Annotated in this window: 17 protein-coding genes; 3 read left to right on the top strand and 14 right to left on the bottom strand. The window is 72.4% G+C overall.

Annotated elements, in window-relative coordinates; genetic code table 11:
- Together AOK23_RS00970 and AOK23_RS00965 are read left to right on the top strand one after the other, a co-directional pair.
- A partial coding sequence (locus tag AOK23_RS00970) for a lyase family protein (protein WP_240496198.1) occupies nt 1–562 on the top strand: 562 nt, incomplete at its 5' end.
- Nucleotides 563–681: 119 nt separating this feature from the next.
- On the top strand, nt 682–1,416 hold the full coding sequence (locus tag AOK23_RS00965) for an SDR family NAD(P)-dependent oxidoreductase (RefSeq protein WP_055710832.1): 735 nt from the start codon (nt 682–684) through the stop codon (nt 1,414–1,416).
- 46 nt (nt 1,417–1,462) lie between these two features.
- Here the strand turns inward: AOK23_RS00965 and AOK23_RS00960 are convergent, their stop codons facing one another.
- From AOK23_RS00960 to AOK23_RS00930, 7 genes are all read right to left on the bottom strand, one after another.
- Nucleotides 1,463–4,288: a SpoIIE family protein phosphatase gene (locus AOK23_RS00960; RefSeq protein WP_079049202.1), complete on the bottom strand. Its 2,826-nt coding sequence runs from the start codon at nt 4,286–4,288 to the stop codon at nt 1,463–1,465.
- A 95-nt stretch (nt 4,289–4,383) separates the two neighbouring features.
- A complete protein-coding gene (locus tag AOK23_RS00955) occupies nt 4,384–5,472 on the bottom strand; it encodes an ABC transporter substrate-binding protein (RefSeq protein ID WP_055710831.1) in 1,089 nt (362 codons plus the stop codon).
- Nucleotides 5,473–5,729: 257 nt separating this feature from the next.
- On the bottom strand, nt 5,730–8,624 hold the full coding sequence (locus AOK23_RS00950) for a glycosyl hydrolase family 95 catalytic domain-containing protein (RefSeq protein ID WP_240496197.1): 2,895 nt from the start codon (nt 8,622–8,624) through the stop codon (nt 5,730–5,732).
- A 132-nt stretch (nt 8,625–8,756) separates the two neighbouring features.
- Nucleotides 8,757–9,341 carry a TetR/AcrR family transcriptional regulator gene (locus tag AOK23_RS00945; RefSeq protein WP_055710829.1) on the bottom strand — a complete coding sequence of 195 codons (585 nt, stop codon included), beginning with the start codon at nt 9,339–9,341 and terminating at the stop codon, nt 8,757–8,759.
- A gap of 51 nt (nt 9,342–9,392) precedes the next feature.
- Nucleotides 9,393–9,881, bottom strand: coding sequence for a hypothetical protein (locus AOK23_RS00940; protein WP_055710828.1), 489 nt, complete (start codon nt 9,879–9,881; stop codon nt 9,393–9,395).
- Nucleotides 9,874–11,802, bottom strand: a complete 1,929-nt coding sequence (locus tag AOK23_RS00935; protein WP_055710827.1) for a primary-amine oxidase — start codon at nt 11,800–11,802, stop codon at nt 9,874–9,876. The genes AOK23_RS00940 and AOK23_RS00935 overlap by 8 nt, the downstream gene beginning before the upstream one ends.
- Nucleotides 11,803–11,984: 182 nt before the next feature.
- Nucleotides 11,985–12,971, bottom strand: coding sequence for an AraC-like ligand-binding domain-containing protein (locus tag AOK23_RS00930; RefSeq protein WP_055710826.1), 987 nt, complete (start codon nt 12,969–12,971; stop codon nt 11,985–11,987).
- A 355-nt stretch (nt 12,972–13,326) separates the two neighbouring features.
- Between AOK23_RS00930 and AOK23_RS00925 the strand changes: the two genes are divergently transcribed.
- Entirely contained in the window at nt 13,327–14,817 is a 1,491-nt protein-coding gene (locus tag AOK23_RS00925; RefSeq protein WP_240496196.1) for an APC family permease, read from the top strand.
- Between the two features lie 62 nt (nt 14,818–14,879).
- Here the strand turns inward: AOK23_RS00925 and AOK23_RS00920 are convergent, their stop codons facing one another.
- From AOK23_RS00920 to AOK23_RS00890, 7 genes are all read right to left on the bottom strand, one after another.
- Complete coding sequence (locus tag AOK23_RS00920; RefSeq protein ID WP_055710825.1) at nt 14,880–15,314, bottom strand: carboxymuconolactone decarboxylase family protein; 435 nt, start codon at nt 15,312–15,314, stop codon at nt 14,880–14,882.
- The gene (locus AOK23_RS00915) at nt 15,311–15,649 is read right to left on the bottom strand and encodes an NIPSNAP family protein (RefSeq protein WP_055710824.1); all 339 of its coding nucleotides are present in this window, start codon (nt 15,647–15,649) and stop codon (nt 15,311–15,313) included. The genes AOK23_RS00920 and AOK23_RS00915 overlap by 4 nt, the downstream gene beginning before the upstream one ends.
- Complete coding sequence (locus AOK23_RS00910) at nt 15,646–17,328, bottom strand: bifunctional 3-(3-hydroxy-phenyl)propionate/3-hydroxycinnamic acid hydroxylase (protein ID WP_055710823.1); 1,683 nt, start codon at nt 17,326–17,328, stop codon at nt 15,646–15,648. The genes AOK23_RS00915 and AOK23_RS00910 overlap by 4 nt, the downstream gene beginning before the upstream one ends.
- The gene (locus AOK23_RS00905; protein WP_055710822.1) at nt 17,325–18,197 is read right to left on the bottom strand and encodes an alpha/beta fold hydrolase; all 873 of its coding nucleotides are present in this window, start codon (nt 18,195–18,197) and stop codon (nt 17,325–17,327) included. Before AOK23_RS00905 ends, AOK23_RS00910 begins: the two co-directional genes overlap by 4 nt.
- A gap of 1 nt (nt 18,198) precedes the next feature.
- Complete coding sequence (locus AOK23_RS00900; protein ID WP_055710821.1) at nt 18,199–18,801, bottom strand: amino acid synthesis family protein; 603 nt, start codon at nt 18,799–18,801, stop codon at nt 18,199–18,201.
- A 73-nt stretch (nt 18,802–18,874) separates the two neighbouring features.
- The gene (locus AOK23_RS00895) at nt 18,875–19,402 is read right to left on the bottom strand and encodes a VOC family protein (RefSeq protein ID WP_079049199.1); all 528 of its coding nucleotides are present in this window, start codon (nt 19,400–19,402) and stop codon (nt 18,875–18,877) included.
- Between the two features lie 2 nt (nt 19,403–19,404).
- Entirely contained in the window at nt 19,405–20,427 is a 1,023-nt protein-coding gene (locus AOK23_RS00890) for a WD40/YVTN/BNR-like repeat-containing protein (RefSeq protein WP_055710820.1), read from the bottom strand.
- Nucleotides 20,428–20,469 lie beyond the last annotated feature (42 nt).

Here is a 20,469-nt window from a genome sequence, read left to right as displayed (position 1 = left end):
CAAGCGGATCGCGGTGAAGCTCTCCAAGAGCTGCAACGATCTGCGGCTGCTGTCGTCCGGGCCGCGCGCGGGGCTCAACGAGATCAACCTGCCGCCGGTGCAGGCCGGTTCGTCGATCATGCCGGGCAAGGTCAACCCCGTCATCCCCGAGGTCGTCAACCAGGTCGCCTTCGAGGTGATCGGCAACGACGTCACCATCACCATGGCCGCCGAGGCAGGCCAGCTCCAGCTCAACGCCTTCGAACCGATCATCCTGCACTCGCTGTCGGAGTCCATCACGCATCTGCGCGCGGCCTGCCTCACCCTCGCCGAGCGCTGCGTCGACGGCATCACCGCCAACGAGGCCGAACTGCGCGCGGCGGTGGAGAACTCCATCGGCCTGGTCACCGCCCTCAACCCGCACATCGGCTACACGGCGGCCACCGACATCGCCAAGGAGGCCCTCGCCACCGGCCGGGGCGTCGCCGAACTCGTGCTGGAGAAGGGCCTGTTGCCCGCCGAGACCCTCGCCGACCTGCTCCGCCCGGAGATCGTCGCCGGCAGGGGGCAGGTACGGGCCTGACGACGGCCGACTCCGGCCACCGGGGCGCCGGTCACGCCACCATGCCGCCGACGCCACCGGGCGGCCGACGTCGCCACCGAGCCGCGACCGCTGCTCTCCCCAGACCGACTAGGAACCGTATGAGACTTCAGGGCGTCAACGCCGTGATCACCGGAGCGTCGAGCGGCATCGGGCAGGCGATCGCCTCCCACTTCCGCCGCGAGGGCGCCCGTCTCCTGCTCACGGGACGGCGACCCGAGCCGCCGGAGAGCCACCCGGACGACCTCTACCTCGCGGGGGATCTCGACGACGAGCGGTTCGTCGCCGATCTCGCCGCTCGCGCGCGGGGGCACCTGGGTGACGTGGGAGTGGTCGTCCTCTGCCACGGCCTCCAGCGGTCCGCTCCGCTCGCCGAGACGTCCTACGAGGCCGCCCGCGACGTGCTCCACGCCAACCTCCTCAGCGCGTTCCTCGTCATGAAGCACCTGATGCCGCTGGCCCCCGAGCGGGGCGCGTCGATGGTGTGCGTCAGCTCCCGCCTCGGGATGGTCGGCATGCCGAACCAGACCCTGTACTCCGCCGCCAAGGGCGGCCTCATCGCGCTGGCCCGGGGCGCCGCCGTCGAATGGGCGGACCGCGGCATCCGCGTCAACGTCGTCGCCCCCGGTCTGACCATGACGCCGGTCATCGAGGCGTCGTTCCAGCGGCGCCCCGACCCCGCCGCCTACCGGCGCACCCGAGAGGACTCCATACCGATGCGCCGGCTCGCCACGCCCGAGGAGGTCGCCGACGCCGTTCTCTTCCTCGCCTCCCCCGAGTCGTCCTACATCACCGGCGCCGTGCTGCCCGTGGACGGGGGCTACACCGCGTTCTAGCCCGGCACCGGCCCGTCCCGAAGCCGGGGCCGGGCACCGACCGGCGTCACCAGCCCGTGTCGTCCCACTGGTCCAGCAGGGTCTCGGCCAGGTCGCCATCGGGTTCGGGCAGGCTGCCGTGGAGCGACTGCTCCGTCCAGATGACTTTCCCCCGGGCCAGGTAGCGGGTGCCCCACCCCTGCGTGAACTGGGCCACGAGGAACAGTCCCCGCCCGCCCTCGTCGGTGTCGGCGGCCCGGCGCAGATGCGGAGAGGTGCTGCTGCCGTCGGTGACCTCGCAGATGAGGCTGTCGCCGTCGCGCAGGACCCGCAGCCGCCTCGGGTCGCTGCCGTAGCGGATGGCGTTGGTGACCAGCTCGCTGATCACCAGCTCGGTGGAGAACGCGAACTCCTCCAGCCCCCACTCCTCCAGCCGGCGGGCGACCTGGGCCCGGATCCCGGCGACGGCGGCGGGATCCGCGGGGATGTCCCAGTCGGCGACCTGGGACGGGTCGAGCAGCCGGGACCGGGCGACGAGCAGCGCGATGTCGTCGCTCGGGCGCACCGGCAGCAGGGCGTCGAACACCGCCCGGCAGGTCTCCTCCGGTGTCCGGCCCGGCCCCGCCAGCGCGTCGTGCAGCAACGCGAGACCGGTGTCGATGTCCCGGCCGCGATCCTCGATCAGCCCGTCCGTGTACAGGACCAGCCGGGAGCCCTCGGGCAGGGTGTACTCGGCCTTCTCGAAGGGCTGGCCGCCTCCGAGGCCCAGCGGCGGGGAGACCGGCACCGGCATCCGCTCGACCGTGCCGTCCGGGTGCACCAGGGCCGGTTCCGGATGCCCGGACCGGGCCACGGAGCACCGCCCGGCAACCGGGTCGTAGATGGCGTACAGGCAGGTCGCTCCCGTGATTCCCTCGCCGTCGCCGCTCTCCTCGCCGTCGACCCGGGTGACGAGCTCGTCGAGGCGTCTGATCAGTTCGTCCGCGGCCAGGTCGAGGGACGAGAACGTGCGCACGGCGGTGCGCAGTCGACCCATGGTGGCCGCGGCGTGCAGACCGTGGCCGACCACGTCGCCCACCACCAGCGCCACCCGCGCCCCGGGCAGGGGGATGACGTCGAACCAGTCGCCGCCGACACCGGCCCGGGCGGGCAGATAGCGGTGGGCGACCTCGACGGCGGACTGCTCGGGCAGGGAGCGCGGCAGGAGGCTGCGCTGCAGGGCCACGGCCATGGCGTGCTCGCGCGTGTAGCGGCGGGCGTTGTCGATGGCGACCGCGGCCCGGGCGGCCAGTTCCTCGGCGAAGGCCAGGTCCTCCTCCTCGAAGGCGTCCTGCTCGGCGCGCCAGAAATTGACCACGCCCAGCAAGACACCGCGGGCCTGGAGCGGCACGGTGATCAAGGAGCGGAGTCCGGAGTCCAGGAGGCGCCGGGCCCGCTCGGGATCCTGGACGCGCCAGTCGTGGGAGGCGGTCAGGTCGGCGTCGAGGACGGGCCGGCCCTGCTGGGCGCTGACGGCCACCGGGTTCTCGGGGGCGAAGCGGATGAGATCCCCCACCGGGAAGAGCGGCCAGGACGACCCCTTGGCGCTGTGCAGCGCCGTGCGGCGCAGCTCGGGACTCGGTCCGACCGGCTCCTCACCCTCCAGCACCGGATCCTGGAGGTCGACCGTGGCCACGTCGGCGAAGCCGGGGACCGCCACCTCGGCCAGCTCCTCGGTGGTGCGCACCACGTTCAGTGTGGTGCCGATCCGCACGCCCGCCTCGTACAGCATCCGCAGCCGCTCCCTGGCCACGGCCGCCCGGCCCGCCAGGGCCTGGAGTTCCGTGGTGTCCCGCAGGGTGGCCACATGGCCCCGTACGCCGCCTTCCGGGTCGACGGGCCGGATGTTGACCGCCAGCAGATGGTCGCCGGCCAGGTGGACCTCGTCGGTGACCGCCCGGCCGGAGGCCAGCAGAGCGGCGGTACCCGCTTCCAGGCCCAGGGCGGTGATCTGGCGCTGCTCGGCGTCCGCGGGCAGGTCCAGCAGGCGCCGTGCCTCGTCGTTGGCGAGGAGCAGCCGCCCGTCACCGTCGATGATCAGCACTCCCTCCCGCACCGCGTGCAGCACCGCGTCGTGGTGCTCGTACATCCGGGTCATCTCGGCCGGTCCCAGTCCGCGGGTCTGCCGGCGCAGCCGCCTCGACACCAGGGCGCTGCCGCCGGTGACGAGCGCGAGCGCACCTCCGACGGACCCGAGCAGGATCGGCATCTGGCGTTGGACCACGGAGTTGACGTTCTTGACCGTGACCCCGACCGACACCAGACCGACGATCTTCCGTCCTCCCGTGTCGAAGACGGGGACCGTGGACTCCACGGCGAGCCCGAGGCTGCCCTCGATGTCCTGGGTGAAGGGCCGACCGGCGGCCGCCTCCTTGCGCAGGGCGAAGACGTGCTCCCCGATCAGACTCGGGTCGGGGTGTGTCCAGCGGTAGCCGCGTGGATCGATCGCGACGACGAAGTCGACACCGGTCAGCTCACGGGTCTCCTCCGCCCGCGGCTGCAGTACGGCAGTGGGGTCGGCGGACTTCATGGCCTCGACCGTTCCCGGGGCCCGCGCGAAGGCCTGGGCGACGCCCAGCGACACTCTGCGGGCCTCCTCCGTGCTCGACGTACGGGCCTGGAGGACGAGCGCCACGCCCGCCGCGGCCGCGAACAGGATCACCAGCACCAGCTGCCACAAAAACACCTGACCCGCGACGCTGCGCGCGCTCAGCACGGAACGCGCACGGGTCCCGGGCGGCCGGGCGGGCGACCTGCGTGACCGGTCCGGATCCTCGGGCGGGGGCGGGGCAGCCGCCGTACGGGAACGACGACCGCCGGGCCGGTCGGTCGACCGGTCGAAGATGCTGGTCATGTCCACGGGATGTCCTCCACGGGATGTCCTTCCCGGTGCCCGGCGGGAGCCGGCGGTGCCGAGAGACGGTGCCGATCCGTCCCAGAGCCGTGTCCTCAGGACCGCACCCACTCCTGCCAGCGCTTGATCACGGCTTCCTTGTTCGCGACCCACCAGCCGATGTCCAGGTCGAAACCGGTGTAGAGGTGCTCCGGGGAGCTGGCCAGATCCGCGGCGGCTCTGGGCAGGTACTTGTACGCGGTCGGCACCACCGGGCCCATGGGGTAGAGCTCGGCGACGGCGGCCTGCACCTCGGGGCGCAGGGCGAAGTCGATGAGCCGGTAGGCGGCGTCCGGGTGCCGGGCGCCGTGGGGGATGCCGAAGCCGTTGCTCTGCCGGCGGGCGCCGTTCCACTGGTAGGCGAGCGGGGCGCCCCGCTGGATGAGCTGGTTCGGGCGGCCGTGCCAGACCGTGGTGGCGGCGACCTGCCGCCGCTCCAGCAGCAGCCCCGGCGAGGCGCCGTCGCCCCAGAACCGGCGGACGGCGCCCTTGATCTCGTCCAGGGCCTTGAAGGCGCGGTCGACGTCGAGGGGGTAGAGCCGGTCGGCGGCCACACCGTCGGCGAGGAGGGCGAACTCCAACTCGGGCGGGCCCCCCTCCGGGCTCTGCAGGGCCCGGCTGCCGGGGAACACCCTGATGTCCCAGAAGTCGGCCCAGGTCTCCGGCGCCATCCCGCCGAAGGCGTCGGTGCGGTACGCCATGACGCTGGCCCAGTAGTTCTTGCCGACGCCGTGGGAGGTGAGCAGGGACCGGGCGATGCCGGCGCTCCGGGTGTTCGCCAGCCGGTCGTAGTCGAGTTCCTGGGTGGCGTCGTCCTTCTCGAAGAGGGCCAGCGCGCTCATGTCGATGTCGATGAGGTCGAAGCGGGGGCCCTCCCGGATCTGGGAGAGGAGCTCGGCGTACGTCGGGATGTGGACGACGTCGACGCGGATGCCGGTCTCCTTGCCGAACGGCTCGTACACCGCCTTGCGATGCGCCTCGCCGTAGGCGCCGCCGATGTCGCGGACGACGACTGTCCTGCTGTTCCCGGCCCGACCGGAGTTACGGGCGGCGGGGGGCCCGCACGCGGTGGACGTCACGGCGGCGGCGCCCGCCGTGACGGCGCCCCGGAGGAACGTTCTTCGGTCGCTTCCGACGTCCTTCACCGTGTGCCTCCTGCGAAGCCGGGTGCGGTGCCCGCTGGACGGGTCTGATGGCGGGACGCCGCCGACGTTCGCGGCTGGGAACGCGAGCCGGATCATGAGTCGGCCGGGGCGACGTGAGCCCGGTCACGTCATGGTACGGCCATCGACCTCACACCCCTATGGCCGGGGCATCGCCCGCGCAACGCCGCGGCGGCCCCGGCCCCTGCTCATGGCCGGGGCCGCCGCACCCCTCGACGCCGTGACGGCCCCGCGTCGGGTCACACCGCCACGAGCCGCCACTCCTGGCCGCCGCCGGTGCCGACGGGCTGCTGGACGACGCGGGCGCCCGCCTGCGCCGAGTCGCCGTCGACGCTCACGCACCAGCCATTGCGGACGTTGACCAGCCGATGGTGGCCGTCGCTCGCGGCGACCAGCTTCCAGTGCTGGTTGTCGCTGCCGGCGTCGTGGTACTGGATCAGCTGGGCGCCGGGGCCCGAGCCGCCGGGGCTGTCCAGCAGCCGGCCGCTGTGGCGGGCGGCCACGCGGAAGGAGCCGTCGGTCTCGGGCAGCAGTCGCCACTGCTGGTTGACGGCGCCGGACCAGCCCCACTGGATGATCCCGGCGCCGTCGGCGGTGCTCGCGCCGGGCACGTCGAGGACGTGACCGCTGTGCCGGTTGACCAGGCGGAAGAAGCCGCTGAGCAGGGAGACGGAGATCTCCGTGCGCTGCCCGGCGGCCAGCGACACCTTTCTGGCGTGGGTGCCGAGGGCGGACGGTGCGACGGTCGCCGTGGTCGACACGGAGGTCATGCCGCGCCGGCTGATCAGGGCCACCTCCTGGTCGACGGCGGAGGTCACGGACAGGGTGGCGGTCCGTGCGTCCAGGTCCCAGGCGAAGCTGTGGACGCGGATACGGCCACGGGCCCTGACCCCGGTGATCGTGCCCTTCGGCAGCTGGTCGGGAAGGGCGGGCAGGATCTCCAGCACTCCGGGGCGGTGGTACAGCAGGGCCTCGGCCAGCACACCGGGGATGGCGTTGGCCGCGTCCGCGTTGTAGATGTCCAGGTTCGGGTTGTGGGACGTCATCAGCGACTTGAAGATCATGTCGTTGCCGAGGATCTTCCGCAGGTTGCCGTAGACCTGTCCGCCGTCCTTCAGCCGAGCCCCGGCCAGGGCCCGGTGGAGGCTGCCGTGGGCGGAGATGTTCTGGTCGCCGCGCAGTTCGAGGGCCCGCTTCGCCGGGCGGACGAGGGCGGGCTCCTCCTCGGGGTTGATCTCGTGCAGGGGCCAGGCGCCGTACAGGTGCTGGACGTGCCGGTGGTTGTAGCGGTCGGTGTGGCTCGGCCAGGACCATTCGGCCAGCGCCCCGTCACCGTTGACACGGTAGTCGGGGAGCTTCTTCAGCAGCGCCGTCCAGCGGGCGACGCCCTGACCGCTGCCCTGCTCGACGCCGAGGGCGTCGGCGGCGTCGATCGCGGCCAGCAGCGCGTGCCTGCCCGCCATGATGTCGCCGGTGGCGTTCACCGAGAAGCAGACGCCGGTGTTGCCGGGGGAGTTCTCCATGGAGAACGACGGCACGAAGACCGCCTTGCCGTTCGCGTCGGTACGGGTGAGGAAGTCCTCGTAGAAGAGGGCCAGCTCCATCAGGGCGGGCCCGAGCCGGTCCCGCAGGAACGCCTCGTCGCCGGTGACCTCGTAGTACTCCAGCAGCGGGTACAGCAGCCAGTCGGCGCCGCCCGTCCAGGTGTGGCCGGGGAAGCTGCCGCCGTTGAAGTGGAGCATGTGGCCGTACTCGCCGTCCGTGCGGGAGGGGGCGAGGAAGCCGCGGGCTCCGTACAGGTTCCTGGCGTTGGTCCGCCAGTCGTCGAGCTGCCCGAGGATCAGGTCGAAGTAGCCCTGCATGGGCTCGGTGAGGTCGAGGATGTTGCCGCCCGCGACCTGGAGGTTGACGTTGGCGTCGGTGGTGAAGTCGTCGGCCCAGGCCGCGCCCCAGGACCCCGCCCAGATCCCCGTGAGGCGGGGCGGGAGGATGCCGCTGGAGCTGAGGAAGAAGTAGCGACCCGAGTCGTACAGCCGCTCCAGCAGCGCCGTGTCGATGACGTTGCGGTCGGCGTTCTGGCGGGCGAGGAGTTCGCTGACGGAGAGCCGGCGGTCGGCGTCCGGGACGTTCAGGTCGAGGCGGGAGCGGTCGTAGAGAGCGGTGTGCAGGGCCGTGTGCCGTGCGCGCAGCGCCGCGTAGTCCGTGCCGAGCGCCGCGAGCCGGGTGTGCAGCGGCTCGGAGTCCCAGCCGGTGGACGACTCGTAGCGGCCCAGCTTGGTCAGGAGCAGCACCCTGGTCGCCTTGGCCACCACGATCGTGGCACCGGTGGCGGTGACCGTGGCGCCGGCGCCCGAGGCGACGACACGGGTGACGCCCTCGTAGCCGAAGGCGCCCTGGCCCGCGGGGTAGGTGCCGCGCAGATTCAGATAGCCGGAGCCCTCGGCGACGGTGGCGCGCGTGGTGAAGCCCAGGCCGGTGGGGAGCCCGTCGAGCGCGGTGTGCACGCTCAGGGTCGTGTCGACGGTACGGCCGGCGGCGGGGAGCAGCTCATGGACGATCACATTGTCGGCGCGGGAGACGAACGCCCGTCGCGTCCAGGTGCCGTACTGGTCGGTCCAGCTCGAACTCACCTCGCCGGTACGGAAGTCGGTGACCCGGCCGTAGTCGCGGACCGTCGTCATGCCCGGCGTGGCGATGCGCAGCTCGTACGCCGGGTGGTACGCCTGCGTCCAGCGCAGGGACCAGCCCGCGGCGAAGTCCCGGTTGGCGCCCGTGTAGTCGCCCGCGAGCGCCTTGTCGCGTGCGCCTTCCAGACGACCGGACAGCACCGGCGGCTTCACGTCGCGGGTGCCGTTCGGCAGCACCAGCCGGTGATGGTTGAGGACCACCTTCTCCAGGGTGGGCGCGCCGTACAGGACGGCCCCGTGCTCGCCGTTGCCGGTGAGGAAGCCGTCGGTCCAGGCGGAGGCGGGGGAGGTGTCGTGGATGCCCCGCTCGGGGAGCGTGATCTGCGGGGGGACGGCCGCCGCCGCCCGGCCGGAGAGCACACCGCCGGGCAGGGCGGTGGCCCCCGCCGTGAGGGCGGTGGTGGCGAGGAACGATCTGCGGTCGAGGGGACGGCCCGACCCGGTCAAGCCATGACGATCTCTGGACATGGGATGGATTTATAGGGCTGTCTCCGGGAGGTGTCCATACCTTACACGAAAGCCCGGGTGGCCCTGCGGGGTCATGGGATGAATTGGGGACCTTTGGCGACCTTCGTGGTGCTAGAAGGACGCCAGCAGCCCGTCGAGGGCGGCCTGCTGGTGGTCCGGCCTCGCGGTGTGCGGTACGAGCAGCGCGTTGACCTGGAAACCGGCCAGCGCCGCGAGCAGCGCGTCGGCGCTCCGCTCGTCCGGCGCCGCGCCCCGGATCTCGCCGGCCGCCCTGGCCTCGGCCAGGCAGCCCGTCATCCGCTGTCGCCACCGGTCCACGGCGGTGACGTGGACGGCCGCCATCCGCGGGTCGTGCAGGGCACGGCCCCAGAACGCGACGACGACCCGGGCCTCCAGCAGCCGTGTCTCGTCCAGCGGCATGATCTCGTGGCACAGCCGGCGCAGCGCCACGAGCCCGGTGGCGTCACCGATGGCCCGCTCGGCACGCACGTCGGTGCTCTCGACGGCGTACTGGAAGGCCGCCAGCAGGATGTCGTCCTTGCCGCGGAAGTACGGGGCGAGGGCCCCGTTGGCGTACCCCGCCTCGGCGGCGAGATCGCGCATCGTGACCGCGTCGAGCCCCTTGCGGGCGATCAGCGCCCACACCGCCGCGACGATCTCACGACGGCGCGCGTCATGGTCGACGATCTTCGGCATGAGCCCGCCGACTCCCTTCCTCCGACGGGACCGGCGCCCGCCTGTGCCGCTTCACCATGCCATGGCGGTCATCGCCGCGACCATGAGGACCGCCGCCGCGTCCTGCCGCCGCGCCAACGGGCCGTGTTCGCCGCGTAGTTGAGAGAACATCACGGTGCCCGCCCGCGTCGCCGCCCAGCAACCGGTCACGAGCAGCGCGAGCCCGCCGCCTCCGGTACCGGCACCGGTTCCGTGGTGCGGCACGGCCGTCCCCCACGGCAGGGCGGCCGCCGTCAGGAGCGCCATCGCCGCGAGGTCGACCGTCTCGGCGGCTCTGCCGCGCCCCGGGCACCCCGCGCACAGCCGCCACACGGCGGCCGCCGCGACGACGGCGGTACCGGCTAGCGGCGCCCCGCCCGACCGTCCGCCCGGCAGGACCATCACCGCCATCACCGCCGCGACGACCGCGTGCGGTCCCCAGCCGCGCACCGGCCCCGGCAGATGACCGGCCAGGCAGACCACCGCCGCCGCCAGACCGGCCACCGCCAGCAGGTCATGCATCGCAGCAGCCGTGGGAGACGGCCGCGGCCGGCGGGACGTCCAGCGTCGGGTTGCGGTCGAAGAAGCCGGTCGGGGTGAGCTTGAAGCCCGTGTGGTCGACGGGCATGATCGGCCAGTCCTCCGGGCGGGGTGCGTGCGTGAGACCGAAGGTGTGCCACACGACGAGCGACCGCCCGTCGAGGGAACGGTCCGCGGCCGTGTAGGCGGGCAGGCCCGCGCCGCCGGGATGCTGGTTGACGAAGTCGCCGGCGGGGTAGCGCTCGGCGGGATCGTAGGCGGTGACCCACAGATGCCGGGTGGCGAAGGCGGCGCGGGCGGCGATGGACGAGCCCGGGTCAGCGAGCAGGGTCGGCCTGCCCTCCGGGTGGAGGGTGTACCCGACGGGCGCGCCGAGGGAGTTGAGCGACTCGGGGTTCGAGATGTGCCAGACCCGGCCGACGGCGAGGTCGGCGTCCCGCTGGGCCTCCGACTCGGTGCGCAGCGGTGTGCGCCAGAGGGTGAACGCGTTGCCGCGGGGGTTGCCCGGCCCCATCGGCACCCGTACGGCATCGACCTCCTCCACCCGGTTCCGGGGGCCGTCGACGGCCATGTCCAGGCGGGCGCAGAACAGGTGCTGGTGGTACGGGGCTCCGAGCCCCGGGGCGACCTCGGAGGCGTACGGGTAGCCGGGGCCCGGGTAAGCGGAGGGGAAGACGATGCCGGTGGCCTTCGCCTCGAACTCGATGGCGCCGTCGAGGTAGAGGTACCAGTAGAAGCCGTAGTCGTAGTTGCCGATGGTGGTGAAGAAGGAGAGCACCATCCGGCGCTGGCGGCGGGTCTCGGCGCGGCCGGTCCACAGGTCGGTGTGCTTCCAGAGGATGCCGTGGTCCTCCTCGTGCAGACAGATCGCGTTGCGCAGGGTGCGGGGCGCGCCCGCGTCGTCGGCGATGACGGCGTCCAGGTAGGTGATGTCGCCCAGGCAGTCACAGCCCAGTTCGAGGGCGTTCGCCATGCGGCCGATCAGGAACTCGCCGGTGTCGAAGTAGTTCTGCCAGGAGCGCACCGGCGACGGGTCGGCGTAGGGGACGACCATCTCGGCGATCGACGCGCGGTGGATGACGGGACGGTCGCGCCCCTTGTCGCGGTCGTGGAACGCGATCTGGTGGAGGACCAGGCCCTCACGGGCGTCGAAGCCGATCCGCAGGGACCAGTTCTCCCATTCCAGGAGGTTGCCGTCGAGGGTGAAGCTCGGTCCTTCGGGCTGGGTGATCTCGATGGGCTTCTGGCTGGTGCGGCGGCCGGTGACGGCCGGGTCGCCGAAGTCGACGGACACATCGGGCAGCGGCACCGGGTCGAGGTCGATGATCCGGTCGACGGTCCTGTTCAGCACGTCGACGTAGACGACGAGACCGTCGACGGGGCATCCCCAGGCGTAGTCCTCCGGCTGCTTCTGGACGAAGGCGAGGCCGCGCAGGACACGGCGTCCGGCCTCGTCGGGGTACTCGTCCGCGTACACCCCCGCGGAGAGCGGGGCGACCCGCACCAGCGCCCCGTCGAGGCCGCGCCGGGCGAGCGCCGCCCGCCAACCCTCGTCGGCGGCCACGATCTCCTCGATCAGATCGAACTCCTCCTCCAGGATGGGGAGTTGCCCGTCCTTGACGGCGTCGAGCGTGCGATCGGAGTCGATCGTGCGGCGGGTCAGCGAGAGCACGACGTCATGCGCGGGCGCCCCCGCCGTGTCGTGCAGCATGACCCGCACCCGTCGGTCGACGGGGTCGCCGGCGGCATGCGCCATCAGGAGGTCCTTCTCCGGCTCCTCCAGGCCGAGGTACGCGAAGCGGCTGGTGCCGGCCAGCAGTCCGGCCTCGGCGAGGATCGCGCGGGCCGCGGTGATCTCACTCGGGGTGAGCGGTGCGAGGGGGTGCGGGGCAGGGGAGGTCATCGCGTTCCTTCCGGGGGAGGCCGCCGTTTTTTCAACGTGCGTAGATGAAAAACGTGCGGCCCGTGTCCCGTCCAGAGCCCGGCAGGGGCTTTCCCTCCCGGAGCGCCGTGCTCAGCCGAGCCCGTGCACGGAACGCCCCCTCGTGGTGCACGCAACGGCGGAACGAGGGCGACGCGGCGCCGTCAACCGCCCTGGGGCACGGGCGGCACCGGTGCCGGACCCCGTCCGGCCCGCCGCCGGTAGTCCCGCGGGGTCTCGCCGTAGACCGCCTTGAAGACGCGGGCGAAGTGACGGCCGTCGAGGAGCCCCCAGCGGGCGGCGATGGCAGCCACCGGCTGGTCCCGGGTCGCCGGGTCGGCGAGGTCCCGGGCGCACCGCTCCAGCCGCCGGGCGCGGATCCAGCCGGCGACCGTCGTCTCCTCCTCCGCGAACAGCTTGAAGAGATAGCGCCGCGAGATGCCGTGCGCCCCGGCGATCACATCCGGTGTGAGGTCGGGGTCGGCGAGACGGCGTTCGATGTAGTCGCGGATGCGCAGCATGGTCGCCAGATGGGGCGCCACCGGCGCCGCACGGTTGAGCCGCTCGCACAGCAGCGCCGTGACCAGGGACACCGCTCCGTCCGCCAGCCGCGACACCTCGGGCCCCGCACAGTGCGCGCTCTGCTCGGTCAGCGACCGCAGGAACGGCGCCACGACCGCGCCCACCCCCTGGTCCGGAGCCATCCGCCGGCCCGTCACCGCACGCAGGGTCTCCGGCCGCAGCGGGATCAGCGGGCGCGGCACCAGCACCAGCACCGTGCTGAAGGGGCTCTCGTACGTGAAGCCGTACGCGCGCGAGGTGTCGCACAGCGCCAGGTCACCCGGTGTCAGCCGGCTCCGCACGCCGTCCTGCTCGATCACCACGGAGCCCGAGACCTGGAGGGCCAGCTTGTAGAAGTCCTCCTCGTGCCGCGCGGCCGACGACTCCGTACGCCGCACCCGCAGCGGTCCCGCGCTCAGCGAACTCAGCCGCAGCGCGCCGACCCGGCCGGTGGCGGCCGTGCCGTGGAAGACATCGGTGGCCGTCCGCGTGGTGTCCAGCGGCGCGACCATCAGACGGGCCATCTCCTCGACCCAGAAGTCGAACCGCTCGTCCGGGGAGACCTGCTCGGTCGTCACGACGGTTCGCATGGACGCGCTCCATCCGGTCGTTGCTGCTCCGCCACCGTATCGTCAACTCCCCTTGACCGGAAGATCGTTCCCGTCCGCCGGGGCGGGCCGGAGCGGAGCGCTGTCCGCACCTCCTCGGTTCCGCTCCGTGCATGCAGTGGCGAAAGCGCGTGCACGGCCGCGCACCCTCCCCGGGCCCGGAAGGCAGGACAGTGTCCCCCATCACATCCGGACGGCGGTCACCAGGATCCGACACGGTCCCGGCGCAAGCGCGACCGCCCCTCGGCCCGACGCCCCCTCCGCGTGCGGCGTCCCCCGTCCGGGTCCCGCGCCGTGTTCCCCCGCCGGCGCGCTCCGTACTGATCAAGGAGTCCCTTTGTCCCAGCAGTCACGCGATCCGGGACACCGCACGCACCTACGCCGTGGTGCGGTCGGTGTGGCCGGCATCCTCTTCTTCGTCCTGTCCGCGCAGGCCCCCCTGACCGGCATCGTGGGCACCCTGCCGGTGCCGCTCGGCCTCGGCAACGGCGGCGGGGCGCCCGCCGCGTACCTCGTCGTCGGCGCCGTCATCGCCGTCTTCGCCGTCGGGTTCATCACCATGAGCCGGCACGTCACGGACGCGGGAGCCTTCTACACCTATGTGACACGCGGGCTGGGCGGGACCGTCGGAGTCGGCGCCTCCCAGACCGCCCTGCTCTGCTACGGCGCCACCCAGGCGGGCATGTACGGCCTGTACGGCGTCGTCGTCAAGGGCCTGGCCGTGCGGTACCTCTCCGTCGACCTGCCCTGGTGGGTCTGGGCGGTGGCGACGACGGCCCTCGTGCAGATCCTGGGCTCGCTCAACATCGAACTCGGCGCCAAGCTGCTGGCGTTCCTCGTCGTCGCCGAGAGCTCGCTGCTCGTGGCGTTCGCGATCCACGAGTTCGTCACCGGCGGGGGCCCTCAGGGGCTGAACCTCACCGGCAGCTTCGCGCCGTCCGCGTTCCTCGCCGGGGCGCCGGGCGTGGCCCTGACCTTCGCCATCGCCTCGATGATCGGCTTCGAATCCGCGGCCATCTACGCGGAGGAGGCCAGGAACCCCACCCGCACCGTGCCGAGGGCCACCTACCTCTCCGTCGTCGTCATCTCGGTGTTCTTCAGCTTCGTCTCCTGGATGGTCGTCAGCCACCACGGCGCGGACAGGGTGCAGGACGTGGCACGCGCCGCCCTGCGCGACGGCGACGCCACCTCGGTGGTCCTGGCGCCCGTGACCGACACCCTCGGCCCGTGGGCCACCGACACCATGGCCGTCCTGCTCGCCTCCTCGCTCCTCGCGGGCATCCTCGCGTTCCACAACGCCATCAACCGCTACCTCCACTCGCTCGGCTCCACCGGCGTCCTGCCCGCCCGGCTGTCCCACACCAACCGGCACGGGGCGCCCCACATCGCCGGACTGACGCAGACCGTTCTCGCCCTCTGCATGGTCGTGCCGTTCGCCGTGGCCGGCGCCGACCCGGTGGTCACCCTGCTCACCTGGGGCGGGGGAGTGGCGGTGCTGTCGCTGCTGGTGCTGTACATCCTCACCTCGCTCTCCATCGTGGCCTTCTTCCGGCGGACCCGCCTGGACACCCGCCCCTGGCACACGCTGATCGCGCCGAGCGTCTCCGTCCTGCTGCTGCTCGGCGTCATGGTCATGACCATCGCCAACTTCCCCACCCTGATCAGCGCCTCCGGCGGCACCGCCCTGCTCCTGGAGCTGGGTGTCCTGCTGGTGTTCGTCGGCGGGCTCGTCCTGGGCGCCGTACGGGGCGGCCGTCTCGGCGGCGGGCGCCGGACGGACGGCCGGGAGACGGAGCCGGCGCCGCCCGAGGTGCCCTCCTCCCTCTGACGCTCCCGCATACGAAAGGGGCGGTCTCCAGGAGACCGCCCCTTCTCGCCGTGCCGCGCCGCTCACTCCACCGTGCCCGAACCGCCCTTCCCGGCAACGGAGTTCGGCTCGATGCCGACGGCGCCGACGGTCTCCCGCCAGGCCTCCAGCCCGGCCTGGAACGCGACGATGCCGGCCTCCGGCAGGGCGATCTCGATCGCCTCCAGGATCTCCCGCGGGGTGACCCCGAGGTCGAGGGCCACCCGGATGTGGCTCTGGATGTGATGCCGGTCCGCGCGCATCACGGTCAGGCTGAGGATGAACAGCAGTTCCTTGGTGCGGCGGTCCAGACCGCGGGGCGCCAGATAGGCCGCCCGGACCAGCTCGTTCGCCGCCCGCAGGACATCGAGGTCGTACCGGGCCATGACCTTGTGGTAGTCGAGGACGTACCCGCGGTCGCGGGCCATGGCGTCGACGTACTCCTGAGCGGCCGCGGAGGGGGCCGGATCGGCGGTCATGCCCGGCCTCCCTCGGACGGGCACACATGGACGTGCTCGGTGGCGGGGACGAGGAGCCGGTTGGTCTGCCGGACGAGCAGCTCCCGCACCCGGCCGCGGAACGACGCGAACTCGTCGTCCTCCGCCAGCGCGGCGCGCCTCTTGGCGCGGTCCTCCAGGCTCTCGAAACCCCAGAGGTAGACCAGCGTGTTGAGGTCGCCGACCTCGGTGGTCCAGCAGCCGAGGAGGTTGCCGAGGATCCGCACCTGGGGCCCTCGGCCGAACTCCTCCCACAGCCGCACGTAGTGCGCCGCCGCGCCCGGCTTGAGCAGGTAGTCGCGCTGTTCGACGATCACGACGCCTCCCCCTCCGGGACGGGCAGCGAGCGCCAGGCGTCCTTGGACTCCACGGCCCGCGACGGCGCGACCAGCCGCTCGAACGCGTCGCTCACCGCCCCGAGGTCGCGGGGCGTGGCCAGGGCCGCGAGATACCGGTCCGGCCTGACCACGGCGACACCGCCCTCGTGCGCGGCGAACCAGTCCCGCAGGGTGCCGTCGACGTCCTCCACTGTCACCGAGCCCGTCGCCGAGGTGCGCCGCTCGGTACGGGACCGGCCCGAGCGGGACTCGACGACCGTGAGGTACCGCGTGCCGATCCGGTCCCAGAAGGCACGGCTGTCGGGATCCAGATGGACGAGCGGATCGGTGCCGTAGCCGATGAGGGCGAACCACTCCCCGAGGGTCTCGTCCAGCGGTACGACCCGCCCGTCGGCGGTCTCCACCCTCGGCTGGACGAACATCCGGCCCACCGGGGAGTTCCGCCGCCCCGGCCGCCGGCCGCGCAGCATGATGCCCTCCGTGTACCGGGGGACGGGCTTGAACCTCATGTGCACCAGCCAGCTGCGCACCGGCGGCGCCACGGTGAGGCCCCGCACCAGCGTGTCGCGTGCCCGGGCCACCGTGGTGTTCGTCGGGGCGAGGAACCGGCCGATGGCGTCGGACAGCTTCACCATCGCGCGGGCGTGCTCGCGCCGCTCGGTGTCATAGGTGGCGAGGATCCGCGGATGGGCGCGACCGCTGACGACGGCGGCCAGCTTCCACGCGACGTTGGTCGCGTCCCGGATGCCGGTGTTCATGCCCTGCCCCGCCCACGGCGGCATGAGGTGGGCGGCGTCGCCCACCAGGCAGACCCGGCCGTCCACGAACCGGTCGGCCACCCGCGAGTGATGCGTGTACACGCGCGCCCGGATGATGTGGAGCGCCGTGGGATCGGGCACGTGCCCGGACAGCAGCTCGTGCACCTTCTCGGGCCGCAGCATGGCCTCGGCGTCCTCGCCGGGGAACAGCATGAACTCCCAGCGGCGGTAGTTGTACGGCAGGTCCAGACAGACGTACGGGCGCTTCGGGTCGCCGTGCAGCCCCGTGTACGGGGCGTCGAGCGGATCGTTGTCGCACTCGATGACCACCCACTTGCGCGGGTGGGTGTCCCCGCTCAACGGGATTCCCAGCTGCTCGCGCACAGTACTGCGGCCGCCGTCGGCGGCGACCACGTAGTCGGCGTGCACCAGCACGCGCTGCCCGTCGGGCCCGACGACGTGCAGCCGGGCCTCGGTGCCGTCCTGCTCCAGACGCACCAGCTCATGACCCAGCAGGGACCGCACGTGCGGATAGCGGGTGAGGCCCTCGCGCAGGGTGCGTTCGGCGAGCTGCTGCATGAAGATGTTCCGCCGGGGCCAGCCGAACTCCTTGGTGTCCGGCCGGATGTCGGCCAGGCAGTGGCCGTTCGCGGCGAACATCTTCATCGGCACGTTCTGGATCATGTCGGCGAGCATCTCGTCGGCGAGCCCGACGCCCTGGAAGCTGCGCAGGCACTCGTCGTCCATGCCGACCGCGCGCGGATAGTCGACGATCTCCTCGCTGCGGTCGATCAGCAGGGCGCGCACCCCGTAGAGGCCCAGGTAGTTGGCGACCGTCACACCGACGGGTCCGGCGCCGACGACGGCCACCTGGGCGCGGTGCACGACGGGTTCGGTCATCGGACGGCCTCCGCGCTCCTGAGGAAACGGGTGAAGTGGTGGTGGAAGGGCTCCGGGGCGTCGTCGTGCACGTAATGGCCCGCGCCCGGGACGTCCACCAGCCGGATCCGCGGGTTGCGCAGCGTCATCGCCACCGCCGTGGCGGCGGGGAGGAAGTCGGACTCCCCGCCGCGGACGACCAGGGTCGGGCAGCGCAGTGCCTCGACGTACGGCCACAGGTCGACCTGGCGGGCCGGATCCGGGTCGAGGCGGGCCGCCGCGATGCCCGCCAGGTCGAACTTCCAGCGCCAGCGCCCCTGTTCGTCCGGCCCGAGGGTGTGCCGCAGCCTGGAGTCGAGGGCCTCGTCGGAGATGTGCGGCCGGATGCTCCGCCAGTACCGGCGGGCCGCCTCCCGGTCGGGGAAGTCCCGCGGGGTCTCGGCCACTTCCCTTCTGATGCGCTCGGCGCCCGCACCGGACAGCGAGGAGCCGGGCCCGATGTCCTCGACGACCGCCGCGCGCACCCGCTCGGGGTGGCGCGCCGCGTAGACGTACGTGGTGGCGCCGCCCATGGAGTGGCCGAGCAGCACGAATCCGTCCAGGCCGAGGCGGTCGGTGAACTGCTCCAGATCGGAGACGTAGGACTCCGTGTGGTACGCGCCGTTCGGGTCCCAGTCGCTGTCGCCCCGCCCGCGCGCGTCGAGGGCCAGGACGCGGTACCGGTCCTTCAGCCGCCCGGCCAGCGGCTCGAACGTCCGGGCGTAGCTGCGCAGTCCGTGCAGCATGACGATCGCGGGCCGGTCCTCGTCGCCCCACTCCACGTAGTGGGCGCGCAGCCCGTTGAGGGTGAGGAACCGGTCCCGCCCGCCGAAGGTGGTGTCGGCGGCCACCTCAGCGCAGCCCGTCCTGGCCCTGGACCTCGTCGGCGCCGATACCGCCCAGCCGGGCGTGCAGCCGGCCGCGGGTGGCGAACGCGAACACGACGACGACCTCGTCCGGGTTCGGGGCGTCGGAGAAGCTCACCGTGATGGTGTCGTAGTGCGAGCGGACGTACAGCGCGTCCTTGTGGGCCAGCGGAACGTCGAGGACCGTACCGGGCCCGCCCCGCTTGCCCGTCGACGGCACCCACGCCTTCCCGCCGCCGACCGCCTCGCGCACCGGGTCCGCGAAGACCGCGGTGAGGAAGGCGTTGCCGTGCTCGTACTCGCCGGCCGTGCCCACCAGGCACGCCTTCCCGTAGCTCTGGATCGCGAGGCCGCCGGCCGCCTCCAGGGCGCGCCGGCCGAACTCCTCACCCAGCTTCGGCGAATCGGCCACGATGCCGCCGAGGTCCTGGCTGAACCGCCCGGCGTAGGGGTTGTGGACCGCCGCCGCGATCACGATCTTGCGGACGGGGTCGCCGTCCGCGAGGACACCGGTCTCGTTGGCGAGGGTGTCCTCGGTCTGGGTGAACCACTTACGGATGTGGTACCCGGCGAAGTTGGGCTGGGGCATGGGTCTTTCCTCCGGGTCGGTCAGGGGTGAGGGGGTGAGTGAGGGACGGCGGGGTGAGTGAGGGACGGCGGGGTCAGCCGCGGAGCGGTTCGATCTCCACCGGTTCGCTGGGGGCGCCGTACAGGCCGAGGACGCGCTTGCCCTCCTCGTCGTCGGTGACCGTCTCGTGGAAGAACTCGAAGCGGTTGCCGTCCGGGTCGGTGAAGTAGAGACCGAAGCCGATCTTGTGATCGGTGGTCTTCACCACGGGCACGTCCTTGGCGAGGAGCATCCCGTACAGCCGCCGCCACTCGTCGAGGTCGCCCTCCACCTCCAGCCCGTAGTGCTGGAGGCCGACGCCTCCGGCGACGGCTCCCTCCTCGGCGCGGATCAGGGCGATGTCGTGGTGCTTGCGACCGAAGGACAGGAACACCCACTGCGGGCCGCGCGCGGTCACCTCCATGCCGAGGACGTCCTCGTACCACGCGGCCGAGGCCTCCGGGTCGCGGACGAACAGCGACAGATGGGTCCGCCGCACCCGCGGCCGTACGACGTCCCGCGGGCCGGCGGGGATCGGCGTGGGCTCCTCGTGCGGGGCGAGTACACGCTCGTCGGGCTCCATGCTCAGTGTCCTTCCGTGGTGGGCGCTACGGCGGGGGTCCAGGTCACATCGGTGATCTCGCTGAACTCGCGCCACTCCTTGCGCCAGCTGCGCCCGGCGTCCGTGGAGCGCAGGAGATGGCCGTACTTCGTGCCCGCGAAGACCAGCTGCGGGTCGGCGGGGTGGGTGCCGAAGGCCCAGACGGTCGAGTTGGCGGGCGTGTCGAGGACGGTGTCCTGCCAGCTGCGTCCCAGGTCCTCGGAGCGCAGGATCCGGGTGGTGGTGCCGGGGGTGCCGTCGCCGATGCCGAGCAGCAGGTCGTCGGTGCCGGGGAGTTGCTTGACCAGCCGGGTGTAGTAGATGCCGAAGGTCTCGCGGGAGTCGGTGCGGGTCCAGGTGGCCCCGTCGTCGTGGCTCACGAACAGCGCGTTGACGACCGCGACGACGATCGTCTTCGGCGGGCCTTCGAGGACGACGACGCAGTGCACGTCCGAGTTGGTCACCCCCTGGGGCAGGGAGGCCGGGGTGCCGTCGATCCGCTCCCAGGTGTCGCCCCGGTCACCGCTGCGCCACAGGCCGCCCTCCTCGACGCCGAACCACATGTTCTTCGGCTCATGGCGGTCGACTACGCAGGTCAGGATGCGGGGACGGTTGACGCCCGCGCAGAACTCCGGTATCTCGGGCGGCAGTTGCTCCCAGCTCTCGCCGCCGTCCGTGGTGCGGAACATTGCGGCCCGCGAGGGGGCGCCGGTGCCGACGAGCATCGTGTCCGGGTGGGTGGGGTCGATCGCCAGCGACCAGATGGTCCGGTCGTTCATCGGGGAGTCGACCCGGTGCCAGGTGACCCCGGCGTCACCGCTGCGCACGAGTCCCGCGTCGGCGCCGGCGAAGACGACCTCGGGCTGTTCGGGGTGGACGGCCAGGCAGCGGACGACGGCGTCGAACTCCAGGGCCTGCCCGAGGCCCAGACGGGACCAGGTGGCGCCGTCGTCGGAGGAGCGCAGGACGCCCTGGCCCGCGGTGGCGACCAGGATGGTGCCTTCCATGTGTGGGTTCCTTTCGGAGCTGCGGAACGAAGGGGGTGGGAG

It is taken from the genome of Streptomyces torulosus (genome assembly GCF_001419765.1).
GTDB classification, from domain to species: Bacteria; Actinomycetota; Actinomycetes; order Streptomycetales; family Streptomycetaceae; genus Streptomyces; species Streptomyces torulosus.
This window is presented reverse-complemented; position numbering and strand designations above follow the sequence as displayed.